General features: G+C 40.2%; 18 protein-coding genes and 1 pseudogene. 9 read left to right on the top strand and 10 right to left on the bottom strand.

Annotated elements, in window-relative coordinates; all coding sequences use genetic code 11:
* Window positions 1–7 precede the first annotated feature (7 nt).
* Window positions 8–880, top strand: a complete 873-nt coding sequence (sdaAA, locus tag I872_RS10595; protein ID WP_015606086.1) for an L-serine ammonia-lyase, iron-sulfur-dependent, subunit alpha — start codon at window positions 8–10, stop codon at window positions 878–880.
* 57 nt (window positions 881–937) lie between these two features.
* Here the strand turns inward: sdaAA and I872_RS10590 are convergent, their stop codons facing one another.
* From I872_RS10590 to yfmF, 8 genes are all read right to left on the bottom strand, one after another.
* Complete coding sequence (locus I872_RS10590; RefSeq protein ID WP_015606085.1) at window positions 938–1,594, bottom strand: LysM peptidoglycan-binding domain-containing protein; 657 nt, start codon at window positions 1,592–1,594, stop codon at window positions 938–940.
* A gap of 185 nt (window positions 1,595–1,779) precedes the next feature.
* Window positions 1,780–2,574 (bottom strand): energy-coupling factor transporter transmembrane component T family protein, encoded by a 795-nt coding sequence (locus I872_RS10585; RefSeq protein ID WP_015606084.1) that lies wholly within the window; start codon window positions 2,572–2,574, stop codon window positions 1,780–1,782.
* On the bottom strand, window positions 2,567–3,406 hold the full coding sequence (locus tag I872_RS10580) for an energy-coupling factor ABC transporter ATP-binding protein (RefSeq protein WP_015606083.1): 840 nt from the start codon (window positions 3,404–3,406) through the stop codon (window positions 2,567–2,569). Before I872_RS10580 ends, I872_RS10585 begins: the two co-directional genes overlap by 8 nt.
* A complete protein-coding gene (locus I872_RS10575) occupies window positions 3,391–4,218 on the bottom strand; it encodes an energy-coupling factor ABC transporter ATP-binding protein (RefSeq protein ID WP_015606082.1) in 828 nt (275 codons plus the stop codon). The genes I872_RS10580 and I872_RS10575 overlap by 16 nt, the downstream gene beginning before the upstream one ends.
* Window position 4,219: 1 nt before the next feature.
* Complete coding sequence (gene pgsA, locus I872_RS10570; RefSeq protein ID WP_015606081.1) at window positions 4,220–4,759, bottom strand: CDP-diacylglycerol--glycerol-3-phosphate 3-phosphatidyltransferase; 540 nt, start codon at window positions 4,757–4,759, stop codon at window positions 4,220–4,222.
* A 10-nt stretch (window positions 4,760–4,769) separates the two neighbouring features.
* A complete protein-coding gene (rodZ, locus tag I872_RS10565) occupies window positions 4,770–5,585 on the bottom strand; it encodes a cytoskeleton protein RodZ (protein WP_015606080.1) in 816 nt (271 codons plus the stop codon).
* Between the two features lie 58 nt (window positions 5,586–5,643).
* On the bottom strand, window positions 5,644–6,939 hold the full coding sequence (gene yfmH, locus I872_RS10560; protein ID WP_015606079.1) for an EF-P 5-aminopentanol modification-associated protein YfmH: 1,296 nt from the start codon (window positions 6,937–6,939) through the stop codon (window positions 5,644–5,646).
* Window positions 6,939–8,186: an EF-P 5-aminopentanol modification-associated protein YfmF gene (gene yfmF / locus I872_RS10555; protein WP_015606078.1), complete on the bottom strand. Its 1,248-nt coding sequence runs from the start codon at window positions 8,184–8,186 to the stop codon at window positions 6,939–6,941. The genes yfmH and yfmF overlap by 1 nt, the downstream gene beginning before the upstream one ends.
* Window positions 8,187–8,375: 189 nt before the next feature.
* On the opposite strand from yfmF, the pseudogene yaaA reads away from it, so the two are divergent.
* Together yaaA and recF are read left to right on the top strand one after the other, a co-directional pair.
* Window positions 8,376–8,764, top strand: a pseudogene (gene yaaA, locus I872_RS10550) (S4 domain-containing protein YaaA).
* A 3-nt stretch (window positions 8,765–8,767) separates the two neighbouring features.
* On the top strand, window positions 8,768–9,883 hold the full coding sequence (gene recF, locus I872_RS10545; RefSeq protein ID WP_015606075.1) for a DNA replication/repair protein RecF: 1,116 nt from the start codon (window positions 8,768–8,770) through the stop codon (window positions 9,881–9,883).
* A gap of 84 nt (window positions 9,884–9,967) precedes the next feature.
* On the opposite strand, the gene guaB is transcribed toward recF, so the two are convergent.
* Window positions 9,968–11,449, bottom strand: coding sequence for an IMP dehydrogenase (guaB, locus tag I872_RS10540; protein ID WP_015606074.1), 1,482 nt, complete (start codon window positions 11,447–11,449; stop codon window positions 9,968–9,970).
* Window positions 11,450–11,614: 165 nt separating this feature from the next.
* Window positions 11,615–12,640, bottom strand: coding sequence for a tryptophan--tRNA ligase (trpS, locus tag I872_RS10535; RefSeq protein WP_015606073.1), 1,026 nt, complete (start codon window positions 12,638–12,640; stop codon window positions 11,615–11,617).
* Between the two features lie 237 nt (window positions 12,641–12,877).
* Here trpS and I872_RS10530 point away from each other — a divergent pair, with 237 nt between their 5' ends.
* The 6 genes from I872_RS10530 (at window position 12,878) to mnmG (ending at window position 21,761) form a co-directional block, all read left to right on the top strand.
* Window positions 12,878–14,500 (top strand): ATP-binding cassette domain-containing protein, encoded by a 1,623-nt coding sequence (locus I872_RS10530; RefSeq protein ID WP_015606072.1) that lies wholly within the window; start codon window positions 12,878–12,880, stop codon window positions 14,498–14,500.
* Between the two features lie 75 nt (window positions 14,501–14,575).
* Entirely contained in the window at window positions 14,576–17,170 is a 2,595-nt protein-coding gene (locus I872_RS10525; protein WP_015606071.1) for a YfhO family protein, read from the top strand.
* 144 nt (window positions 17,171–17,314) lie between these two features.
* Window positions 17,315–17,851 (top strand): aggregation-promoting factor, encoded by a 537-nt coding sequence (apf, locus tag I872_RS10520; protein ID WP_015606070.1) that lies wholly within the window; start codon window positions 17,315–17,317, stop codon window positions 17,849–17,851.
* Window positions 17,852–18,133: 282 nt separating this feature from the next.
* Window positions 18,134–19,255 carry a tRNA 2-thiouridine(34) synthase MnmA gene (gene mnmA, locus I872_RS10515; RefSeq protein WP_015606069.1) on the top strand — a complete coding sequence of 374 codons (1,122 nt, stop codon included), beginning with the start codon at window positions 18,134–18,136 and terminating at the stop codon, window positions 19,253–19,255.
* A 21-nt stretch (window positions 19,256–19,276) separates the two neighbouring features.
* Complete coding sequence (locus tag I872_RS10510; protein ID WP_015606068.1) at window positions 19,277–19,708, top strand: SseB family protein; 432 nt, start codon at window positions 19,277–19,279, stop codon at window positions 19,706–19,708.
* Window positions 19,709–19,853: 145 nt separating this feature from the next.
* Window positions 19,854–21,761 (top strand): tRNA uridine-5-carboxymethylaminomethyl(34) synthesis enzyme MnmG, encoded by a 1,908-nt coding sequence (gene mnmG / locus I872_RS10505; RefSeq protein ID WP_015606067.1) that lies wholly within the window; start codon window positions 19,854–19,856, stop codon window positions 21,759–21,761.
* The last annotated feature ends 10 nt before the right edge of the window (window positions 21,762–21,771 follow it).

Genomic DNA, 21,771 nt, shown 5'->3' with positions numbered 1-21,771 from the left:
AGAAGAGATGTTTTATTCAATAAAAGAATTGGTTGAGCAGGCTGATTTAGATTTTAATGGCAATGTCGCTGAACTAATGATTGCGACCGAGTATGAATTGACAGGGCGGGAAAGAGACGAAGTTTTACGCCTGATGGGCCGAAATCTTGAAGTGATGAAAGCCTCAGTCCTTCTTGGGCTTGACGAGAGCAAGTCTCGCAGCGGATTGACCGGTGGAGATGCAGCCAAGCTACACCACTATATCCAGTCAGGGAAGGCCTTGTCAGATCACACTGTGCTGACTGCTGCAAAAAATGCCATTGCAGTCAATGAGCACAACGCTAAAATGGGGCTGGTTTGTGCAACTCCTACGGCTGGTAGTGCCGGCTGCTTGCCAGCCGTGCTTACATCAGCGATTGAAAAATTAGATTTGACAGAGGAGCAGCAATTAGACTTTTTGCTGGCTGCTGGTGCTTTTGGCTTGGTTATTGCCAATAACGCTTCTATTTCCGGCGCAGAAGGAGGCTGTCAAGCTGAGGTGGGCTCTGCTTCTGCTATGAGTGCAGCTGCTTTGGTTCTGGCTGCTGGTGGCTCTGCTTTTCAGGCGAGTCAAGCTATCTGTTTTGTCATCAAAAATATGCTGGGCTTGATTTGCGATCCTGTGGCTGGTCTGGTAGAAGTACCTTGTGTTAAAAGAAATGCTATGGGAGCCAGCTATGCTTTCATCGCAGCAGACATGGCTCTGGCCGGAATCGAGTCCAAAATCCCTGTTGACGAAGTCATTGATGCCATGTACCAGGTCGGCTCTAGCCTGCCTACTGCTTTCAGAGAAACAGCTGAAGGTGGTCTTGCTACAACACCTACAGGTCGTAGACTTTCAAAAGAAATTTTTGGAGAATAAATAGTCTCTTTGAGTAAGAAAAAATGACTAAATATGTTTAGTCATTTTTTTATTATTTTAGTAAGCCCAAGCAGATAGTCCTTGTGCACTGTAAGCACGGTAAGCTGCTTGAATTTGATCTTCAACAGTTGCAGTAGATCCCCAACCTGGCATTGTTTGGAAAAGACCACTTGCTCCTGATGGGTTGTAAGCATCGACTTGTCCGTTAGATTCGCGGGCAATGATGTTTTCCCATGTAGATGCAGACACACCTGTCATTTCAGCCATACGAGCAGCCGCATAAGAACCTACAGCACCTGGAGTATTACCATTTGCGAGTACGACACTTGATGAATAGCCAGAATAGTCTGTTGTTGCAGTAGCTACAGGAGTTTCCGTAGCTACTGGTGCAGCTGGAGCTACAGGGGCTACTGGAGCTGGTGCGGGAACAGCTGGTGTTGCTGATGAGGCAACAGGTGCTGATGTTGTTTGTTTTGCAACATCTTTCAAATCACCCAATTCCAAAACTTGTCCAGTCATGATAAAATCTGGATTTGAAATTTTGTTTAATTCTACCAAACGTTCAACAGTTGTTTTTTTACTTTCAGCGATTTCTGATAGGGTATCTCCAGCTTTTACTGTATAAGATTCAGCACTAGCAACAATAGTTGATGCAAATAGTGTTGCTGTAGCAATCGTTCCTGCTAGAGTCAATTTTTTCACTTTCATACTCATTTTAAAAGTTTTCTCCTTTAGTTATAATACTATCATACACATTAAATATTACTAAAAGATTACATTTTAAGTGCGAATATTACAAAAATATTGAGATTTACACATAAAAATATTATTTTAAAGGATTTTTAGTGTATTTCATTAGATCTCTAACAAAAATATTGCTATCAAACTTATACTATTCTTTATTTTTTTAAGATAAAGAGCAAGATACCGATCAGGAAAATAGAGAGAATAGCCAGATTGTCAATCATTTTCCAAGAAAGTTGTCGATAGCGGCTTCTTCCTTCACCACCACTATAGCCACGCGCTTCCATTGCGATAGCTAAGGCGTCTGCCCGCTTGAAACTAGAAGCAAATAAGGGAATTAAGATTGGAATGATTGACTTAACCTTTTGAACAATCGTTCCTTCACCAAAATCAACTCCGCGAGCCCTCTGAGCGTTCATAATTCTCGTGGTATCGTCCATTAAAGTCGGCACGAAACGCAGACTCATAGAGAGCATGAGGCCAATTTCATGCGTAGGAACTTTAAAGACTTTGAGTGGCTTTAGTAGGGCTTCTACTGCATCTGAAAGGCTGAGTGGTGTCGTGGTTAGGGTCAACAGAGTTGAAAAGAAGATAATCAAAACAAAACGGCTAAAGATAATCCCCGCTTGTGAAAGCCCAAATTCCGTAATTTTAATGAAACCAAATTGGAAAAGTACCTTGCCTCCCGCCGTTAGAAATAGCTGGAAGAGGGTGGTAAAGGCAATAATGAAAACCATTGATTGAATTCCCTTTAGGAAGAATGTCAAAGGAACTTTTGAGAGAAAAATCAGAGTAAAAACGAAAACAAATAGCAGCAAATTAGTGATGAGATTGTTGGCCCAGAAAATTAATAAGATAAAGCAGAACATGGCCACCAATTTACTGCGCGGATCCAATCGATGGATGACTGAATTTCCTGGGATATACCGTCCTAAAATCAATTTATCCATGTATCATCTCCTTAAATTCCTCAATCGTAATAGGATAATGAGCAAATTCCATTCCTTTTTCAGCTAATTCTTGAGCAAATTTCGTGATTTTAGGTACTCCTAGCTGAATCTTTTCCATAAAATCAATATCTTGAAAAACCTGAGCAGGCTGCCCGCTTTTGACAACGCGCCCCTTCTCCAAAACATAAACTGTATCAGCAAAATTCGCGACATCATCCATTAAATGGGTTACAAGAACAATGGTCATTCCAGCTTGATGCAGTTTCTTAAAGAGTTCCATCAATTCCTTGCGTCCTGCTGGATCAAGTCCAGCCGTTGGCTCATCCAAAACCAAGATATCAGGCTCCATTGCTAGAATTCCGGCAATGGCGACCCTTCTCATCTGCCCGCCAGAAAGTTCAAAAGGACTGCGGCCAAATAATTCTTCGGAAATGCCGACAAGGCTTAATTTTTCACGTGCTAAAGCCTCGGCTTCTTCTTTAGAAACACCAAAATTTTGCGGGCCAAAGGCCACGTCTTTCAAAACAGTCTCATCAAAAACTTGACTTTCAGCAAACTGAAACACCAAACCAACCTGTTTACGAACTTGTTTGATATCCTTGTTGACAGAACTTGAAGTAATGGTAACATTATTAACTTGCACGCTGCCTTCGCTAGGAGTAAGTAGACCATTCAAGAGCTGTAAAATGGTTGATTTTCCACTGCCAGTGTGCCCAATCAAAGCCGTATAACTGCCATCTTTGATTTCCAAATCAACTTCAAAAAGCGCTGGACCCTCAAATGGAGTTCCAGCCTGATAGGTATAACTGACTTTATTTAGAGTAATTCCCATAATTGTTCCTGCAATTCTTTTTCAGTTAAATAGGTTTCTGGTAGAGTTAGCCCAGTTTGAATCAAGGCAGCTTTGACCTGGTTGACAAAGGGTTGATCTAAGCCCAAGTCTTCCAAATCAGGTCTAGAAAAGAGTTCTCTCGGTATAGCAGTTGACTCAACCTGACCATTTTTCATAACGAGGACACGGTCACTCAGCGAAATCTCGTCCAAATCGTGAGTAATGGAGATGACTGTTAAATGATTCTTATCTTTAATTTCCTTGACAGTCCGAATCAATTCCAGACGTCCTTCTGGGTCTAACATACTGGTTGCTTCATCCAAGATGATAATATCTGGCTGGAGCGCGACTACGCCAGCAATAGCGACTCTTTGCTTCTGTCCGCCAGAAAGTCGAGCAGGTTCCTTCTCTTTAAAATTCTGCATGCCGACTAACTCCAGAGCTTCATGGACCCGTTTCACCATTATGGAATAATCCATGCCTTGATTTTCCAGACCAAAAGCAACGTCATCCTCAACAGTTGCTCCAACAAACTGATTATCAGGATTCTGAAAGACCATGCCGATTTGGCGACGTTTTTCCCAGACATTATCAGCCGTCAATTTATCTCCAGAAATGATGATATCACCACTCTCGGCCTCCAAAAGACCGTCAATCAAACGAACCATAGTCGATTTTCCGCTGCCATTGTGACCAACAATAGACAACCATTCTCCTTGTTTCACGTGAAACGAGACATCTTTTAAAATATAATCTTCAGACTTATGGTCATAGCGATAACTAATATTTTTTACTTCAATGATATTTTCCATATTATTTAAATGTATCTTTAAAGAGATAGGCACTGCCCTTGAAATAATCATAACCAGAATAAATAGTGAAAATCAGGGCTATGTAAAGGAGAATCTGACCGAGTAACGTCCAATGGAGCAGAAGAAAGAGGATAGCAAACATCTGCGTGAAAGTCTTGATCTTGCCTGGCATAGCGGCCGCTAGAACTGTTCCGCCAGTTTCGACTAGGAGAAGTCTCAAACCAGTGACGGCCAGCTCTCGGCAAATGATGATAGCTACTACCCAAGCAGGAGCCATTTTCATTTCAATCAGCATGATAAAAGCGGACATAACCAGCAGTTTATCGGCCATAGGATCGGCAAATTTCCCAAAATTGGTCACGACCTGCCATTTGCGCGCCAGATAGCCATCCAGGTAGTCTGTGATGCTGGCAAGGGCGAAAATGATTCCAGCTAGGATATGCATGGCTGGCGAATGCCCAAAAGTCAAAATCAAAATAAAGATTGGAATTAAGGCAATTCTTACAAGGGTTAAAGCGTTAGGGATATTTTCTTTTTTCATCATTCTTCCTTTATGATTCAATTGTAAGGGTAATTATAGCACTGTCGCTGGTCAAGGTAGATAGGTCTATTTTTTGACTGCCGACAGTGACAGTGACGCCTTTCACGACTCCTAGAGTTATTGTATAAGTTGTATTGGGAGAGAGTGTCACTGTTTGGCTTGATTGGGTTGGAGTAAGGGTTATACCCGCTGCCAAGTCCGTATTTGTCACACTAATCCAGCTTTGGGTGTTGCTCGCTGAGATTGTTAACTGAGTAGTTTGCGACTCGCCGCGATATTTTGCAGTTAAATAGTTTCCTTCTCCAGTGACTTCCAGCTTTTCTTTTGTTGAGCTAGAGTCTGTAGTGGAGGTCTCAGGTGGAGTTGAACGCTCTTCGAGACTTGAGCCAGAGACGAGACTGTAACTATCGGAGCTGGTAAACTGCGGAGTAGTTGTATGTGCATATTGCCAAACATAATAGGTGACAAAAATAATGATAGACAGGGCAACTACTAGGAAATAAAAGAGCGGAAGTGAAAAGGAACGATTTTTATATTTTCTGCTTCGAAATTCTTCGTTTTCAGCTAATTCAATTTCGTCATAAACGACAGTATTATCTGTGTCGTATGCCTCCAATAGAATCTGCTCGTCTAAATCCAGAGCCCAAGCGTATTTTCGTAGCAGGCTACGGACGTAAAAGGCATTCGGAAATTTTTCGTATTGATTGTTTTCAAGAGCCTTTAGGTAGTCAGTTTTTATATCTGTTTTTTTGGCTGCATCTGCTAAAGTAAGTTTTTGATTTACTCGAGCAAGTCTGAGTACCTCTCCTATCGTTTTTTTTTTCATAGGGATAGTCCTTTTCTCTTAGACATTATTCTAACAAAATTTTGAAATAAACTTGGAACTATTTTGGGAAAATAGTAAAATCTGTCATATCACACTGGTTAATAAAGCGACGTCCGACTTTTAAGACGTCATTTAAAGTGATATCCTGTAAAATCTTAGGTAAATCAAAAAGATTTTCCCCTTTTAAATGCGGTTCATACTGGGTTGCCATGTATTCAAGAGAATTCAGACCATGCAGAAGATCTCCAAACATTTCACTTTTAATCGTGTCTAGATGTGTTTCTGTGACATCTGGATCCTGAGTAAACTTCCGAATGGCTGAGCGGAATTGATGAGAAATTCCTACTGGTTCCTGCGTGTCCATAGTTAGGATGACAAAGTGGAAATCCTTTTCCACCTCTACTTCAAGAGTGAGCGAATTGTCAATCTTGCCATTTTCATACAGAGTCTGGAAACGCTTGGAAGTCCAACCAAACATCATGGCAAAAAGCAATTTCAGGGCAATTTTATAGCGATAAAGCTCCGTATCCTGTATCGCATCTTTCCCACGAATACCGATCGCCAATTTAGGACTGGCAACTTCCATCCGACTAGTAGCAGTTGGAATTACTGGCTGTAAGATGAGAGGCTCTTTTTCAATTGTTTCAGTTAATAATTTAGGAGATAAGGTCTCTTGTGTTTGTATGATATCTTCAAAAGTGGACTCCAAGTCGAAATTTCCAATGACAAATAAAGTCATGTTGGATGGACGGTAGAAAAGCTCGAAGTTTTCTGTTAGATCTTCTACAGTAATATCCATGATTGACTCTGTCGTTCCGGCGATATCTTCTGCTAGTGGAGTTTGAGGGTAGAGATTGCTCAAAGCACCAAAGAAGAGCCGATAATCTGGATCGTCTTGGTACATCTCGATTTCTTGCTGGATAATTCCTTGCTCACGCTGAACAGATGCTTCTGAAAAATTAGCTTGGGAAACGAGTTCCTGCAACAGCTTCAGATTTTCTGCTACACAGTTTGTCGTAGAAAACAGATAGCTGGTCCGTGTAAAGCTTGTAAAGGCATTACTTTCTGCGCCAAACTTGGTAAATTCCTGCAGCAAATCCTCGCCGTTTTCATGCTCGAATAATTTGTGCTCCAAAAAATGCGCAATCCCTGCTGGATAATGAGAAACTTGCTTTGTTTCACGTGAAACAACCTTAGTATCAACAGAGCCAAAATGTGTTGAGATGATGCCGTAGGTTTCATTAAAATCATTTTTAGGGAGTAGGTAAACCTGCAATCCATTTGCTAGTACCGCCCGATAGATGCTTTCTCCCACGGCTATATAATTGATTCTTTCTAGACCTGGATTATGCATTATTTCCCTTCCATAAAGTAAATCGCCTGTAATTTCAACTGCTGGGCTGCCTCTATAAGATCAGCTTTGCTGACATTGTCTAATGCTTTCAGCCAAGCCTCTAGTGATAGAAATTTTTTCCCTAGAACAGAGGACATGTAAGCACGCTCAATCAAGGTGTTTTGTCGATCCTGAGCTAGAAGTATTGAATTTTTCAGCATATTCTTGGTTTGCTCAAGCTCTTCATCTGTGAAATGCCCTCGCTTCAAATCTAGAATTTGGCGGTTGATTAAAGCGATGGTCTTTGTCCGATTTGCTCGGTCAATTCCAGCATAGATTCGCATCAAACCAGAAAAAATATCAAAACTACTAGAAATAGTGTAGGCTAGGCTCTCTTTTTCCCGAACATTGACAAAGAGCTTGGAGTGAGCAAATCCTCCCAATAAGCCGTTCAAAACAATTAGGGGCAGATGGCCTCTATCTCCATATTGACTAGAAAAATGGTAGGCCAGTTCAACAATGGACTGATGCACATCTCGCTGCTCCAGCTTTTCTCTAGTTATATTTGAATAGTTTTGCTGATAGCTAAGCTGTAAAGGCTGCTCTCGTTCAGAAAAATGGAATTCTTGGATTTTCTCACGGACAGCAATCTCATTGAAATCACCGATGAAGAAAAAATCGATTTGATCTTGATTTAGCATTTGCTGAAAAGCAGCGAAACTAGTTTCAGCTGTTTCTTTTTCAACAAGCTCGATTGTTGCCACACGCGGAATCCGCATTTCTGGTAAATCGTAAAATAAATTATTTAACTCTCTGTGAGCATGGTAGAAATGATTCTCAATTTCAGCTTCCAAGTCTGTTAAAACATTTCTCTTTTCAATTTCAAAGGTTTTAGTATCAAAAGCCTTTCCATTTGACAGAGGAAAAAAGAGACTAGCCTTCAAAAAATCTAGCATTTCATCTGCCAACATATTCTTACGGCTCAAGAATTGATCCCGCACGAAAGAAAGATTGATATCTAGATAATGCACTAATCCCCGTCGTGAAAGGCTTGTCGAGTAATTAGCACCGTATAAATTCGCTAATTTTTCTCGAAAGGCTTGCGATGTTGGATAAAGAGCATTTGAAGTCTCTAGCATGCTGGCCGTAAGAACCCGCCCAGCTATTGTTTTTTCAGACATAGGAGCTGAGAATCGCACTTTAATTTTATTGGTTTTAAATTTTTCTGATTGAATGAAGTGGAGATGTACTCCTTTTATGATTTCCATTGCGCTCCTCATACCGAATAATATAGACTTCTATTATAACACGAAATGCTATTTAATGCTTTGTAAGGATCGGCAATTTTAGTGATTAAAGCGTTTTCTGTTTTTCTAGTAAAACTTGTCCTTGAATGAGACTACCACTGAACAGTTTCTGCTTAAATTATGATATAATGACAAGGATTGAGGTGAAATATGGAATATAAATTATTTGACGAATACATTACTCTACAGGCTCTCTTAAAAGAAGTTGGCATTATTCAAAGTGGCGGAGCAATCAAGTCATTTTTAGCAGATAATCAGGTCTTTTTTAACGGCGAACTAGAAAATAGACGAGGGAAAAACTTAGAATTGGAGATGTCGTCTCTCTCCCAGACCAAGAGCTGGAAATTGTCCTCCTTGCTCCAAATCAGGAGGAAATTCTTGAACATCAAGAGGAGCAAGCAGAGAAAAAAAGAGTGGCAGACTTAGTTAAAACCATGAATAAGGACTTGAAAAAATCTCAACCAGCGAAAAAAGAAGAGAAGAAAAGAAAGCCCGAGCAGAAAAGCAAAAAAGCCCCTGTTCGCTTTCCAGGAACCTAAGCCATGTGGTTAAAAACGCTGAAAATTAAACATTTTCGTAATTACCAGTCTGCAGAGGTTGATTTTGATCCTGGCCTTAATATCTTTCTGGGGCAAAATGCACAGGGGAAAACTAATATTCTAGAAGCCATCTATTTTTTAGCCCTTACTCGCAGTCACCGTACCCGAACCGATAAGGATTTGATTCATTTCCAAGAAAAAAATCTTCAAATTTCGGGAATTATTGAAAAAACAGCGGGTAAAATCCCACTTGACATCGAGTTGACACCAAAGGGGAGAATCACCAAAATAAATCATTTAAAACAAGGTAAATTATCAGATTATATAGGGGTTGTCAACGTTGTCTTGTTTGCTCCAGAAGATTTACAGCTCATTAAAGGTGCCCCTGCTTTACGCCGAAAATTTATTGATATTGAGCTTGGGCAAATCAAGCCCATCTACCTTGCTGACTTATCTGGCTATAATCATGTGCTCAAGCAAAGAAATGCTTATCTTAAGGCCAATGACAAGATAGATGAAACCTTTCTTTCTGTTTTAGATGAGCAACTGATTGATTTTGGTTGTCGTGTCATGCAACATCGCTTAGACTTTATTGAAAAGCTAGAGGGTTTTGCTCAGGAAAGTCATAGCGATATTTCTCAAGGGAAAGAGAAATTGACAATCAAGTATGTATCCTCTGTTCCGTTTTCGTGTCTCGAAGACTTGGAAGCTTCTTTTCGAGCAGCCTTATCAGAAAGCTGTGGACGCGATCTTTTCAAAAAAAATACAGGTGTCGGACCTCACCGAGATGATATCAACTTTTTTATCAATGATATGGAAGCCGGATTTGGTAGCCAAGGCCAACATCGTAGCGTTGTCCTATCTCTCAAGTTAGCTGAAATTAAACTCATCGAGAATCTTACAAAAGATACTCCAATATTATTGCTTGACGATGTAATGAGCGAGCTTGACAACATGCGTCAACTTAAATTATTAGAAACCATCTCTCAAAACATCCAGACTTTTATCACGACAACTAGCTTAGATCACTTACATAATCTACCAGAAGATATTAATATTTTTCAGATAAGTCAAGGCGTCATTAAGAAAGAAGAGAACCTTAGCTTTACAAATAAGTAAAATAGTTGTAAATATGATTTACAGATTTGTAAACTAAAAAACAGCCTTATCAAGGAGTTGACAAGGTTGTTTTTATTTATAATTTTATTGGACAGAGTAGTTTGGAGCTTCATTTGTGATTTGTACATCGTGAGGGTGACTTTCTTTCAAACCAGCACCACTCATCTCAATAAATTGAGCATTTTCATGAAGTTCTTGTAGGTTAGCTGCACCGACATATCCCATACCAGAACGGATCCCGCCCAACATTTGGAAGACGATATCTGCAGCCGCTCCTTTATAAGCTACACGCCCTTCAATTCCTTCTGGAACTAGCTTATTAGCTTCATTGACAGAACCTTGGAAGTAGCGATCGCTGGAACCTTTCTTCATAGCTGCGATAGAGCCCATTCCACGATAAGTTTTAAATTTACGTCCTTGGAAGATTTCAGTTTCACCTGGCGCTTCGTCTGTTCCAGCAAACATGGATCCAAGCATAACTGCATTTCCACCTGCAGCAAGGGCTTTGACGATATCACCTGAATACTTGATTCCTCCATCGGCAATAATGGTTTTTCCATACTCACGCGCAACTGCAGCTGCATCGTAGATTGCTGTGACTTGTGGTACACCGACACCGGCAATGACACGAGTTGTACAGATAGAACCTGGTCCGATTCCGACCTTAACCACATCAACACCTGCTTCATAAAGAGCGCGTGCTCCTTCAGCAGTTGCGATATTACCCGCAATCAAGGTGCGGTCTGGGAAGTGTGCACGAATTTCAGCAATTTTACGTAGAACGCCAGCAGAATGACCGTGTGCTGTATCAATAACAATGGCATCTGCTCCCGCTTCGAAGAGGGCTTCTGCACGCTCAAAAGTATCTGAAGTTACACCAACGGCCCCCGCAACTAGTAGACGACCAAATTCATCCTTGGCTGCATTTGGAAACTCAATCACTTTTTCAATATCTTTAATGGTGATAAGACCAGAGAGGCGACCGTTTTCATCTACTAAAGGTAGTTTTTCAATTCGGTGTTCTTGCAAGATTCTTTCAGCCGTTGTTAGATCAGTTCCGACTGGGGCTGTAACAAGATTTTCACTAGTCATGTGATTAGAAATTGGTTGATTGTAATCTGAAATAAAGCGCAAATCGCGGTTGGTTAAGATACCAACCAATTTACGATTTTCCATCGTTTCAACCACTGGTACCCCACTGATGCGGTAGCGTCCCATCAATTCATCCGCTTCAGCAATTGTATGATTAGGAGTCAGGAAGAATGGATCAATAATGACACCATTTTCAGAACGTTTTACCTTACGAACCTCATCAGCCTGCTGTGCAATAGACATATTTTTGTGGATGACACCTAGACCGCCGGCACGGGCAATGGCGATCGCCATTTGACTTTCGGTAACTGTATCCATAGCCGCAGTAATAATTGGGATATTTAATTTTAAATTCTCAGCAAGTTTTGTACTTAAATCAGCATCATTTGGCAACACGTGACTTTCAGCTGGAATAAGCAATACGTCATCAAAGGTAAAACCTTTTTTCAAAAATTTAGTGTCCCAGTTAGACATCCACAGTTTCCTCTTTTCTTATATATTGAGCAAGGCTCGTCTTTTTATTGTTAATATCATACCATTCTATAGGCATTTGTCAATGATTATTATGCAAAAATTAAAAACCATCTCTTTTTCAGGTAAAAGACGATGGTTTTTGATGTAATCTGCTATTATTGTTCGTTATTTAAAGTAATTAATTCCCATTGCATTTTTGACTTCTGACAGGGTTTGTCCAGCAACTTGTCGAGCACGATCACTGCCTTCTTTCAGCATGTCATAAACTTGCCCCATGTCTTTTGCAAACTCAAGTCGACGCTCTCTGATTGGTCCTAATTCCCGCTCTAAAATCTCTAAGAGATAGCGTTTAGTTTTGACATCACCCAGACCACCACGTTGGTAGTGTTCTTTCATAGCCACAATTTCAGCAGCATCTTCTGGTCGACCAAAAACATCCAGATAATGGAAAACCATATTACCTTCGATTTTTCCTGGATCTTCAACTTTGATGTGGTCGGGATCGGTATACATGCTCATGACCTTTTTCTTGAGAGTATCCATATCATCCGCTAGATAAATCCCATTGTTCAATGATTTGGACATTTTAGCATTGCCATCAAGCCCTGGCAGACGACCAGCCGCTTCATTTTCTGGATAGATGCCTTCTGGCTCCACCAAAACTTCACAGTCATAGGCATGATTGAAGGAACGAACAATTTCACGTGTCTGCTCAATCATCGGTTTTTGGTCATTTCCGACAGGTACATAATTGGCCTTAAAGGCTGTAATGTCAGCTGCTTGAGAGATAGGATAAACCAAAAATCCAGTTGGGATACTTTCTCCAAATCCTTTCTGAGCAATTTCTGTCTTGACTGTCGGATTGCGCTCTAAACGAGCTAAAGACACCAAATTCATGTAGTACATTGACAGTTCTGCCAACTCTGGAATTTGACTCTGGATGAAAATAGTTGCTTTTTTTGGATCCAGTCCAGCTGCTAGATAGTCTAAGGCTACATTGCCAATGGATTCTACAATCGTTTGTGGATCTTTCGCATGGTCTGTCAGAGCTTGTTGATCCGCCAGAAAAACAAACATCTCATACTTGTCTTGATTTTGTAAAAGGACACGGTTACGTAGACTTCCTACATAATGACCAATATGTAATTTTCCAGTCGGACGGTCTCCAGTTAAAATAATGGGTTTTGTCATTGCTTGCTCCTCAATTAGTATTGCTCTCATTATATCATTTTCAAAGAAAATGCGGAAGAAGCTAGAAGAAAAAAGAAGAAACGCAGCTCAAAAAACAATTGATTGACAATATGTTTACAGTACATTTACAAGATTTACGGCATATTTATCTCATAAAATAGTTTTTACCTATAATAATTTGAAAAAAGAAGAATTTTCTAGTAAAATGGAGGAGATTACATATATAGGAGAAAATCATTGCTTACAGTATCTGATGTGTCACTGCGTTTCAGTGATCGAAAATTATTTGATGAAGTAAATATTAAATTTACAGAAGGAAACACTTATGGCCTGATTGGTGCGAATGGTGCGGGTAAGTCCACCTTCTTGAAAATTTTAGCTGGAGATATTGAGCCGACGACAGGCCATGTTTCTTTGGGGCCAGATGAGCGACTTTCTGTTTTGCGTCAAAATCACTTTGACTATGAGGATGAGCGGGCCATTGATGTTGTTATCATGGGGAATGAGCACCTTTATAATATCATGAAGGAAAAAGATGCCATCTATATGAAGCCTGACTTTTCTGACGAGGATGGGGTTCGAGCGGCTGAACTGGAAGGTGAATTTGCTGAGTTGGGTGGCTGGGAAGCTGAAAGTGAAGCTTCTCAATTGCTACAAAATCTCAATATTCCAGAAGACTTGCATTACCAAAATATGAGTGAACTGACGAACGGCGACAAGGTCAAAGTTCTTCTTGCCAAGGCTCTTTTTGGTAAACCTGATGTCTTGCTTCTAGACGAGCCGACCAATGGTTTGGATATTCAATCCATTACTTGGTTGGAAGATTTCTTGATTGACTTTGACAATACAGTTATTGTCGTATCCCACGACCGTCACTTCTTAAATAAAGTTTGTACCCACATGGCCGACCTTGATTTTGGTAAGATCAAACTTTATGTCGGAAACTATGATTTCTGGAAAGAATCAAGTGAATTGGCAGCTAAGTTGCTCGCTGACCGAAATGCTAAGGCGGAAGAAAAAATTAAGCAATTGCAAGAGTTTGTTGCTCGCTTCTCAGCCAATGCTTCCAAGTCTAAACAGGCAACATCTCGTAAAAAGATGCTAGATAAGATTGAATTGGAAGAAATTGTTCCGTCAAGTCGGAAATATCCATTTATCAGCTTTAAAGCGGAGCGTGAAATCGGGAACGATCTCTTGACAGTAGAAAATCTTTCTGTCAAGATTGACGGCGAAACCATTCTTGACAACATCAGCTTTATCCTGCGTCCTGGCGATAAGACAGCTTTGATTGGACAAAATGATATTCAGACAACTGCCTTGATTCGTGCCTTGATGGGAGATATCGACTATGAAGGAACTGTCAAGTGGGGCGTTACAACCAGTCGTTCTTATTTGCCAAAAGATAATTCTCGCGACTTTGCGGGCGGTGAATCTATTCTTGATTGGCTCCGTCAATTTGCGAGCAAGGAAGAAGATGATAATACTTTCCTTCGCGGTTTCTTGGGTCGGATGCTCTTCTCTGGCGATGAGGTTAACAAGTCTGTCAACGTCTTGTCAGGTGGAGAAAAAGTTCGGGTTATGCTGTCTAAACTGATGCTTCTCAAGTCAAATGTTTTGGTCTTGGACGATCCTACTAATCACTTGGATCTGGAATCTATTTCTAGTCTGAATGATGGTTTGAAGAACTTTAAAGAGTCGATCATTTTTGCCAGCCATGACCATGAGTTTATTCAAACCTTGGCCAACCATATCATCGTTCTCTCAAAAAATGGTGTGATTGACCGCATTGACGAAACTTATGATGAATTTTTGGAAAATCAAGAAGTTCAGGCAAAAGTCAAAGAACTTTGGAAAGATTAATGAGTTGTCAACATAAGTTGACAGAGGTTTACAGAGGCATGAAACAACGTTTCGGCCTCTTTCTCTATAAGAAACATGGAAAAAATCAGATATTTTTTTAAGAAAAATTGGCTTTATTTGGCTTCCTTCATCTTACCTTTTCTCATTATGTGTTTCGTTTATCTGAGTCAAGGTATTTACTGGGGAAGCGATACTTCGCCGTTACTTGGAGACGGCTTCCATCAGTATGTTGTATTTGATACGACCTTGAGGAATATCCTTCATGGAACGGATAGTCTTTTTTACACATTTTCAAGTGGATTAGGGCAAAATTTTTATGCTCTCTCCAGCTATTATCTAGGAAGTTTCCTTTCCCCCTTCGTCTACTTTTTCGATTTAAAATCAATGCCGGATGCGGTCTACTTGTTTACTCTTATCAAGTTTGGCTTGATTGGCTTGACAACTTGTATCAGTATTAAAGGGATCTTTAAAAAAATTCCAGAAACACTAATCTTGATTCTGTCAACTTCCTTTGCCTTGATGAGTTTCTCAGTCAGTCAACTAGAAATTAAAACTTGGTTAGATGTATTTATATTGGTACCCCTTATCATCTTTGGTTTGCACAAGTTGATGAATGGACAAGGGAGAGTTTTATACTTTACAAGCTTGTCAATTCTCTTTATCCAGAATTATTATTTTGGTTACATGATGGCTCTGTTTTTAGTTCTTTGGTATCTCGTTCAGCTTTCTTGGGACTTTAAGGCCAGGATTCGGTCTTTCCCTGATTTTGCTATCGTGTCAATATTAGCAGGGCTTACTAGTCTAATTATGATTTTGCCGACTTATCTAGATCTGAGTTCACATGGTGAGACCTTGACAAAGGTTGAAGGTTTGTTTACTGAAAAAAGTTGGTATCTAGATATTTTTGCTAAAAATTTTATAGGAAGTTTTGACACAACTAAGTATGGCTCTATTCCTATGATTTATGTTGGTCTATTTCCTCTTATTTTAAGTATCTTGTTTTTCACGATAAAAAGTATTAAGCTTCGCGTGAAACTGGCCTATATTTTGTTGATTGGCATTTTTATAGTGAGCTTCCGACTGCAGTATTTGGATTTACTCTGGCAGGGAATGCATGCGCCAAATATGTTTTTACATCGCTATTCTTGGCTTTTTTCTCTTCTTATCATTTTGATGGCGGCAGAAACGCTCAATCGTTTGGAGGAAGTTAAATGGTGGCAAGTATTCCTTAGCTTCCTGCTCATTTCTTTTGGTTTTCTAGCCACCTTATACTATGGTAAACGCTATGATTTTCTTGGTCCTGAAACTTACATTTTTACTTTAGAGTTTTTCTTTGCCTATCTTTTAATCAGCTTTGCTTTCATTCGTTGTCACGTTAGGCAGAGTATGTTTACACTATCTTTATTGTTTTTTGTAATTTTTGAGCTCACCTTAAACTCTTATTATCAGGTCGATGGTATTGCTAAAGAATGGGTCTTTGCAAGTCGTTCTTCTTATTCTAAAAAGATGGATGAAATTGACAAACTTGTCAAGTATAATAAGAGGGAAAATAGAGATTTCTTTCGAAAAGAGAGGCTTGATCCTCAGACTGGGAATGACAGTATGAAATTTAATTATAATGGAATTTCTCAATTTTCATCAGTCAGAAATACGCAAGCTAGCTCGACTTTAGATAAATTAGGATTTAAATCGGCAGGAACGAATCTCAATCTCCGCTATCAAAATAATACTATTTTGATGGATAGCATCTTTGCTGTAAAGTATAATTTGTCTGAAAAAGACCCACAGAAATTTGGTTTTTCTGCAGAGAAGACTGAGAGGTTAATGACACTGTATGAAAATAATTATGCTTTGGGCTTGGCTTTCTTAACTAATGATATTTACACAGATGTCAAGTTTACAAATTTGACACTTGACAATCAAACAGCCTTTTTAAATCAATTATCAGGTTTGAGTCATAAATATTATGAGCGGATTTCTATAGTTGGTAATGAGGCAGAGACTGAGGGAAAAGTAACTGCAAGCATCGAAAATGATAGTCAATTAAGTTATGCTAGCATAACCTATACAATTGAGGTAGCTGCAGGTAGTCAAGTCTATGTCAACCTTTCAGATCTTGATTTTTCAAACGATAATCAAACGGATGTCAATATCACTGTAAATGGAATCACGAATCGTTACTCAACTCACAATGTTTTCCCATTTTTGAATATTGGATATTTTAAGGAAGCACAGACGGTTTCTATCCAATTTTCTTTTCCAGAGAATCGGACTGTGACTTTTAACCAGCCAGAATTTTTCTCTGTGGATGTGAATAAATATCAGCAGTTAATAAGTAAATTGAAAGAACAAGAAGTTTCTGTGACGACAAAATCCAATACGGTAACGGTTGATTATCATGCAGATAGAGACAGTTCTCTCTTTTTCACCATTCCTTATGATAAGGGCTGGACGGCTAGTGTGAATGGCAAGAAGGTTCCGTTAAAACGTGCGCAAAATGGTTTTATGAAACTTGATGTGGGTAGAGGAGCGGGTAGAGTTACTCTATCATTTATTCCAAGGGGATTAAAGGAAGGTACAGTAGCCTTCATTTTCGGTATAGTTCTATTTTTCTTCTACGATAGAGTTCGATTTAAATGGAGAAAAAAACATAGAGATAGTTCAGCATAGCCTTTACATCATCAAAAACCTTTAGAATATAGGTCTGTTTTTACAAGTTCTTCAATAGTCTGTAATATAATTCATCAAAGTAATAAAGTTCTGTAATACTTTTGCTTTAGGATAGATATATCACAGAAAAGGAGAATTCTAAACATGAATTTGTATTTTAAAAATAGAATGATGAAAGCAGGCTTACTCAGTTTGATGGCAGGAGCTGCTGCTTTGCTTCCGATTGTAGCCAATGCAGAAAGTTATACTGTCAAGTCAGGTGACACATTGTCCGCGATTGCTGCTTCTCATCAGACGACTGTTGACAAGATTGCGCAAAAAAACAAGATCAGCAATATCAATCTGATTAGTGTTGGACAGGTTTTAGAGCTGGACGATGATGTGTCTGAGCAAATGACTGTTGAAAAATCAGATAAGACTGAGCAATCTACTGTAAACCCAAGTTCTGACTTGAGTGCTGAGGATGCAGAATCCAAGGAGTGGATTGCTCAAAAAGAATCCAGCGGCAGTTATACAGCGCAAAATGGGCAATACTATGGTCGCTATCAGTTGACTATTACCTATCTAAATGGAGATTTGTCACCAGAAAATCAAGAGAAGACAGCGGATGCTTATGTAGCAGGTCGCTATGGTTCATGGTCGGCTGCTAAAAATTTCTGGTTAGCAAATGGCTGGTATTAAAACTTTATTTAGAAATATGTTTATAGGGATTGGAATTTGCATTCTAGTCCCTTTTTGTAATTACTAGTAAATTCTTGGTTGGGATATGATGTTTTGTATCAAGTTATTTACAATGCTGTAAACTTACTTGACAACTTGAAATACTCATCAGATTGAGCCAAAGGTTATCCGTTGTTCTCCTTGCTAAATCATGCTATAATAGACCTTGCTCAAGCGACCTTCAATCGTTGAAAGCACAGCACGACCTTCAATCGTGAAATAACGAAAAGATGGGAGAACACAATGAGTGATAACTCTAAGACTCGTGTCGTCGTTGGTATGAGCGGAGGTGTCGATTCATCAGTAACTGCTTTACTCTTGAAAGAGCAAGGTTATGATGTAATTGGCATCTTCATGAAAAACTGGGACGATACAGATGAATTTGGTGTCTGCACAGCTACGGAAGATTACAAGGATGTAGCTGCTGTTGCAGATCAGATTGGCATTCCTTACTACTCTGTCAACTTTGAAAAAGAGTACTGGGATCGCGTTTTTGAATACTTCTTGGCAGAATACAGAGCTGGTAGGACTCCAAATCCAGATGTCATGTGTAACAAGGAAATCAAGTTCAAGGCCTTTTTGGACTATGCCATGACCTTGGGGGCAGACTATGTGGCGACTGGGCACTATGCCCGTGTGGCGCGTGATGAGGATGGCATTGTTCATATGCTTCGTGGTGTGGACAATGGCAAAGACCAGACCTATTTCCTCAGCCAACTTTCGCAAGAACAACTGCAAAAAACCATGTTCCCCTTGGGACATTTGGAAAAACCTGAAGTTCGCAGACTAGCAGAAGAAGCAGGCCTTGCGACTTCTAAGAAGAAAGACTCAACAGGGATTTGTTTTATTGGAGAAAAGAACTTTAAAGAATTTCTGAGTCAATATTTACCAGCCCAGCCTGGTCGAATGATGACCTTGGAAGGCCGAGATATGGGCCAGCATGCTGGGTTGATGTATTATACCATTGGACAGCGAGGTGGTCTTGGAATTGGTGGTCAGCAGGGCGGTGACAACGAGCCTTGGTTTGTAGTCGGAAAAGACCTTAGCCAAAATATTCTTTATGTCGGTCAAGGATTTTATCATGACAATTTGATGTCAACTAGCCTTGACGCTAGTCAGGTTCATTTCACAAAAGAAATGCCAGAGGAATTTACTATGGAATGTACAGCTAAGTTCCGTTATCGTCAGCCAGATTCCAAGGTGACAGTTACTGTGAAGGGTGACAAGGCAGTTGTCAACTTCGATCAACCACAAAGGGCAGTTACTCCAGGTCAAGCAGTCGTTTTCTATAATGGAGAAGAGTGCTTAGGTGGAGGATTGATTGACAGAGCTTATAAAAATGGTCAAGTCTTGCAGTACATTTAAGTAACTACAAGAGGAGCGAGAATGTTTCATTTTTTTAATAAAAAGACTGGTAAGAAGGACGGACTTGAAACTCTTTCTGACTATAAGAAGCAGTATTTGCATGAGAAAACGACAGAATCCATAGAGGCACTATTTAAGGTATTAAATCAATCTAAGGTTTGGGTTCCCTTCAATGCTTATCTAATGGATGAGAGCGAAGGTCAAGAAGGTGTTCGCCTAAAACCCGATATTCTGCAAAAGGGAGATGATTATTTCTATCCCTGTTTCTCAAACGAGCAAGAGATTCCAAAAGAATACTATGATCACTTTTCTTGGTTGCAACTGCCTGTCACAGATTGTTTGTTTGCAGTTGAAGGCAGAGGGAGATTTGCATTAAGAGGGATTGTTCTGGATGCATTCTCTGAATCTGTCGAGATTGATAAAGAAGCTTTTGAAGCGATTCGCCAATCTTAGTTGCTTTAGATTGACAATTTCGCTCAATTTGCTACAATAAGATAAGCAATACCTATGATGGTCAAAGCTCATGGATGTTGCAGGCTTTTTGTCCTGCACTTCTGGAGACTTGGCCTTTTTTGGTGAAAAAATGAAGGAAAAAGAAATGACACACAATTTTACTGAAAGTTATGATATTGTCGTAATTGGAGCAGGGCACGCTGGAGTTGAGGCGTCTCTGGCTGCCAGTCGTATGGGCTGTAAAGTGCTGCTGGCAACCCTTAATATTGAGATGCTGGCTTTTATGCCTTGTAATCCATCTATCGGAGGGTCTGCTAAAGGGATTGTTGTCCGTGAAGTAGATGCTTTGGGCGGCGAAATGGCCAAGAATATTGACAAGAGCTATATCCAGATGAAGATGCTCAACACGGGTAAGGGACCTGCAGTGCGGGCTCTTCGGGCGCAGGCGGATAAGGAAGTCTACTCCAAAGAAATGCGTAAGACTGTCGAAAATCAAGAAAATCTGACCTTGCGGCAAACCATGATTAATGAAATCTTGGTAGAAGATGGTAAGGTCATTGGGGTTAAGACAGCGACCAATCAGGAATTTGCAGCTAAAGCCGTCATTGTGACGACGGGAACAGCCTTGCGGGGCGAAATTATCATTGGTGATCTCAAGTATTCATCAGGTCCTAACCACAGTCTGGCAGCCATTCCTTTGGCTGATAACCTGCGGGATCTAGGTTTTGAAATTGGTCGTTTTAAGACTGGAACGCCTCCACGTGTCAAGGCTTCATCGATCAATTATGATGTGACCGAGATTCAGCCAGGTGATGAAAAGGCCAATCATTTCTCTTATACGTCTCGTGATGAAGACTATGTGAAAGATCAAGTTCCTTGCTGGTTGACTTATACCAATGCGGAAAGTCATGAAATCATCCAAAATAACCTGCATCGGGCGCCTATGTTTTCAGGAATAGTCAAGGGTGTGGGGCCACGCTATTGCCCGTCTATTGAGGATAAAATCGTCCGTTTTGCGGACAAAGAACGCCACCAGCTTTTCCTAGAGCCTGAAGGTCGTGATACAGAAGAAGTTTATGTGCAGGGGCTGTCAACCAGTCTGCCAGAAGATGTACAGAAGGACTTGGTTCACTCTATCAAGGGTCTAGAAAATGCTGAGATGATGCGGACAGGTTATGCCATTGAGTACGATATGATTATGCCCCACCAGTTGCGGGCAACCTTGGAAACCAAGAAAATTTCTGGACTCTTTACAGCAGGTCAGACCAATGGGACTTCTGGCTATGAAGAAGCTGCAGGTCAAGGGATTATCGCTGGGATTAATGCGGCCTTGAAAATCCAAGGTAAGCCGGAGTTAATCTTGAAGCGTAGTGATGGTTACATTGGAGTCATGATTGATGATTTGGTGACCAAGGGAACCGTAGAACCATATCGACTCTTGACTAGCCGAGCGGAGTACCGTTTGATTCTCCGCCATGACAATGCTGATATGCGTTTGACAGAGATTGGCCGAGAAATAGGTCTGGTAGATGATGAGCGCTGGGCTCGTTTCGAGATTAAAAAGAATCGATTTGACAATGAAATGAAGCGTTTGGAATCTATCAAGCTGAAGCCTGTCAAGGAAACCAATGCCAAGGTAGAAGAGCTTGGCTTTAAGCCTCTGACAGATGCGGTAACTGCCAAAGAATTTATGCGGCGTCCAGAAGTTTCTTACCAAGATGTGATTCAGTTCATTGGTCCAGCGGCAGAGGAGCTTGATGAGAAGATTATTGAGCTACTTGAGACAGAGATTAAGTACGAGGGCTATATTTCCAAAGCTCTTGATCAGGTTGAAAAGATGAAGCGTATGGAAGAGAAGCGGATTCCAGCCAATATTGACTGGGATGATATTGACTCGATTGCGACAGAAGCACGACAGAAGTTTAAGAAAATCAATCCAGAAACAATTGGTCAGGCTAGTCGTATTTCGGGTGTCAATCCAGCAGATATTTCTATTTTGATGGTTTATTTGGAAGGTAAATCTAGAAGCATTTCTAAAAATCAAGCAAAATGATAAGCTATCG

The organism is Streptococcus cristatus AS 1.3089 (assembly GCF_000385925.1).
Classification (GTDB): domain Bacteria; phylum Bacillota; class Bacilli; order Lactobacillales; family Streptococcaceae; genus Streptococcus; species Streptococcus cristatus_B.
The sequence above is the reverse complement of the archived record's forward strand: the minus strand, read 5'-3'. Positions and strand labels throughout refer to the sequence as shown.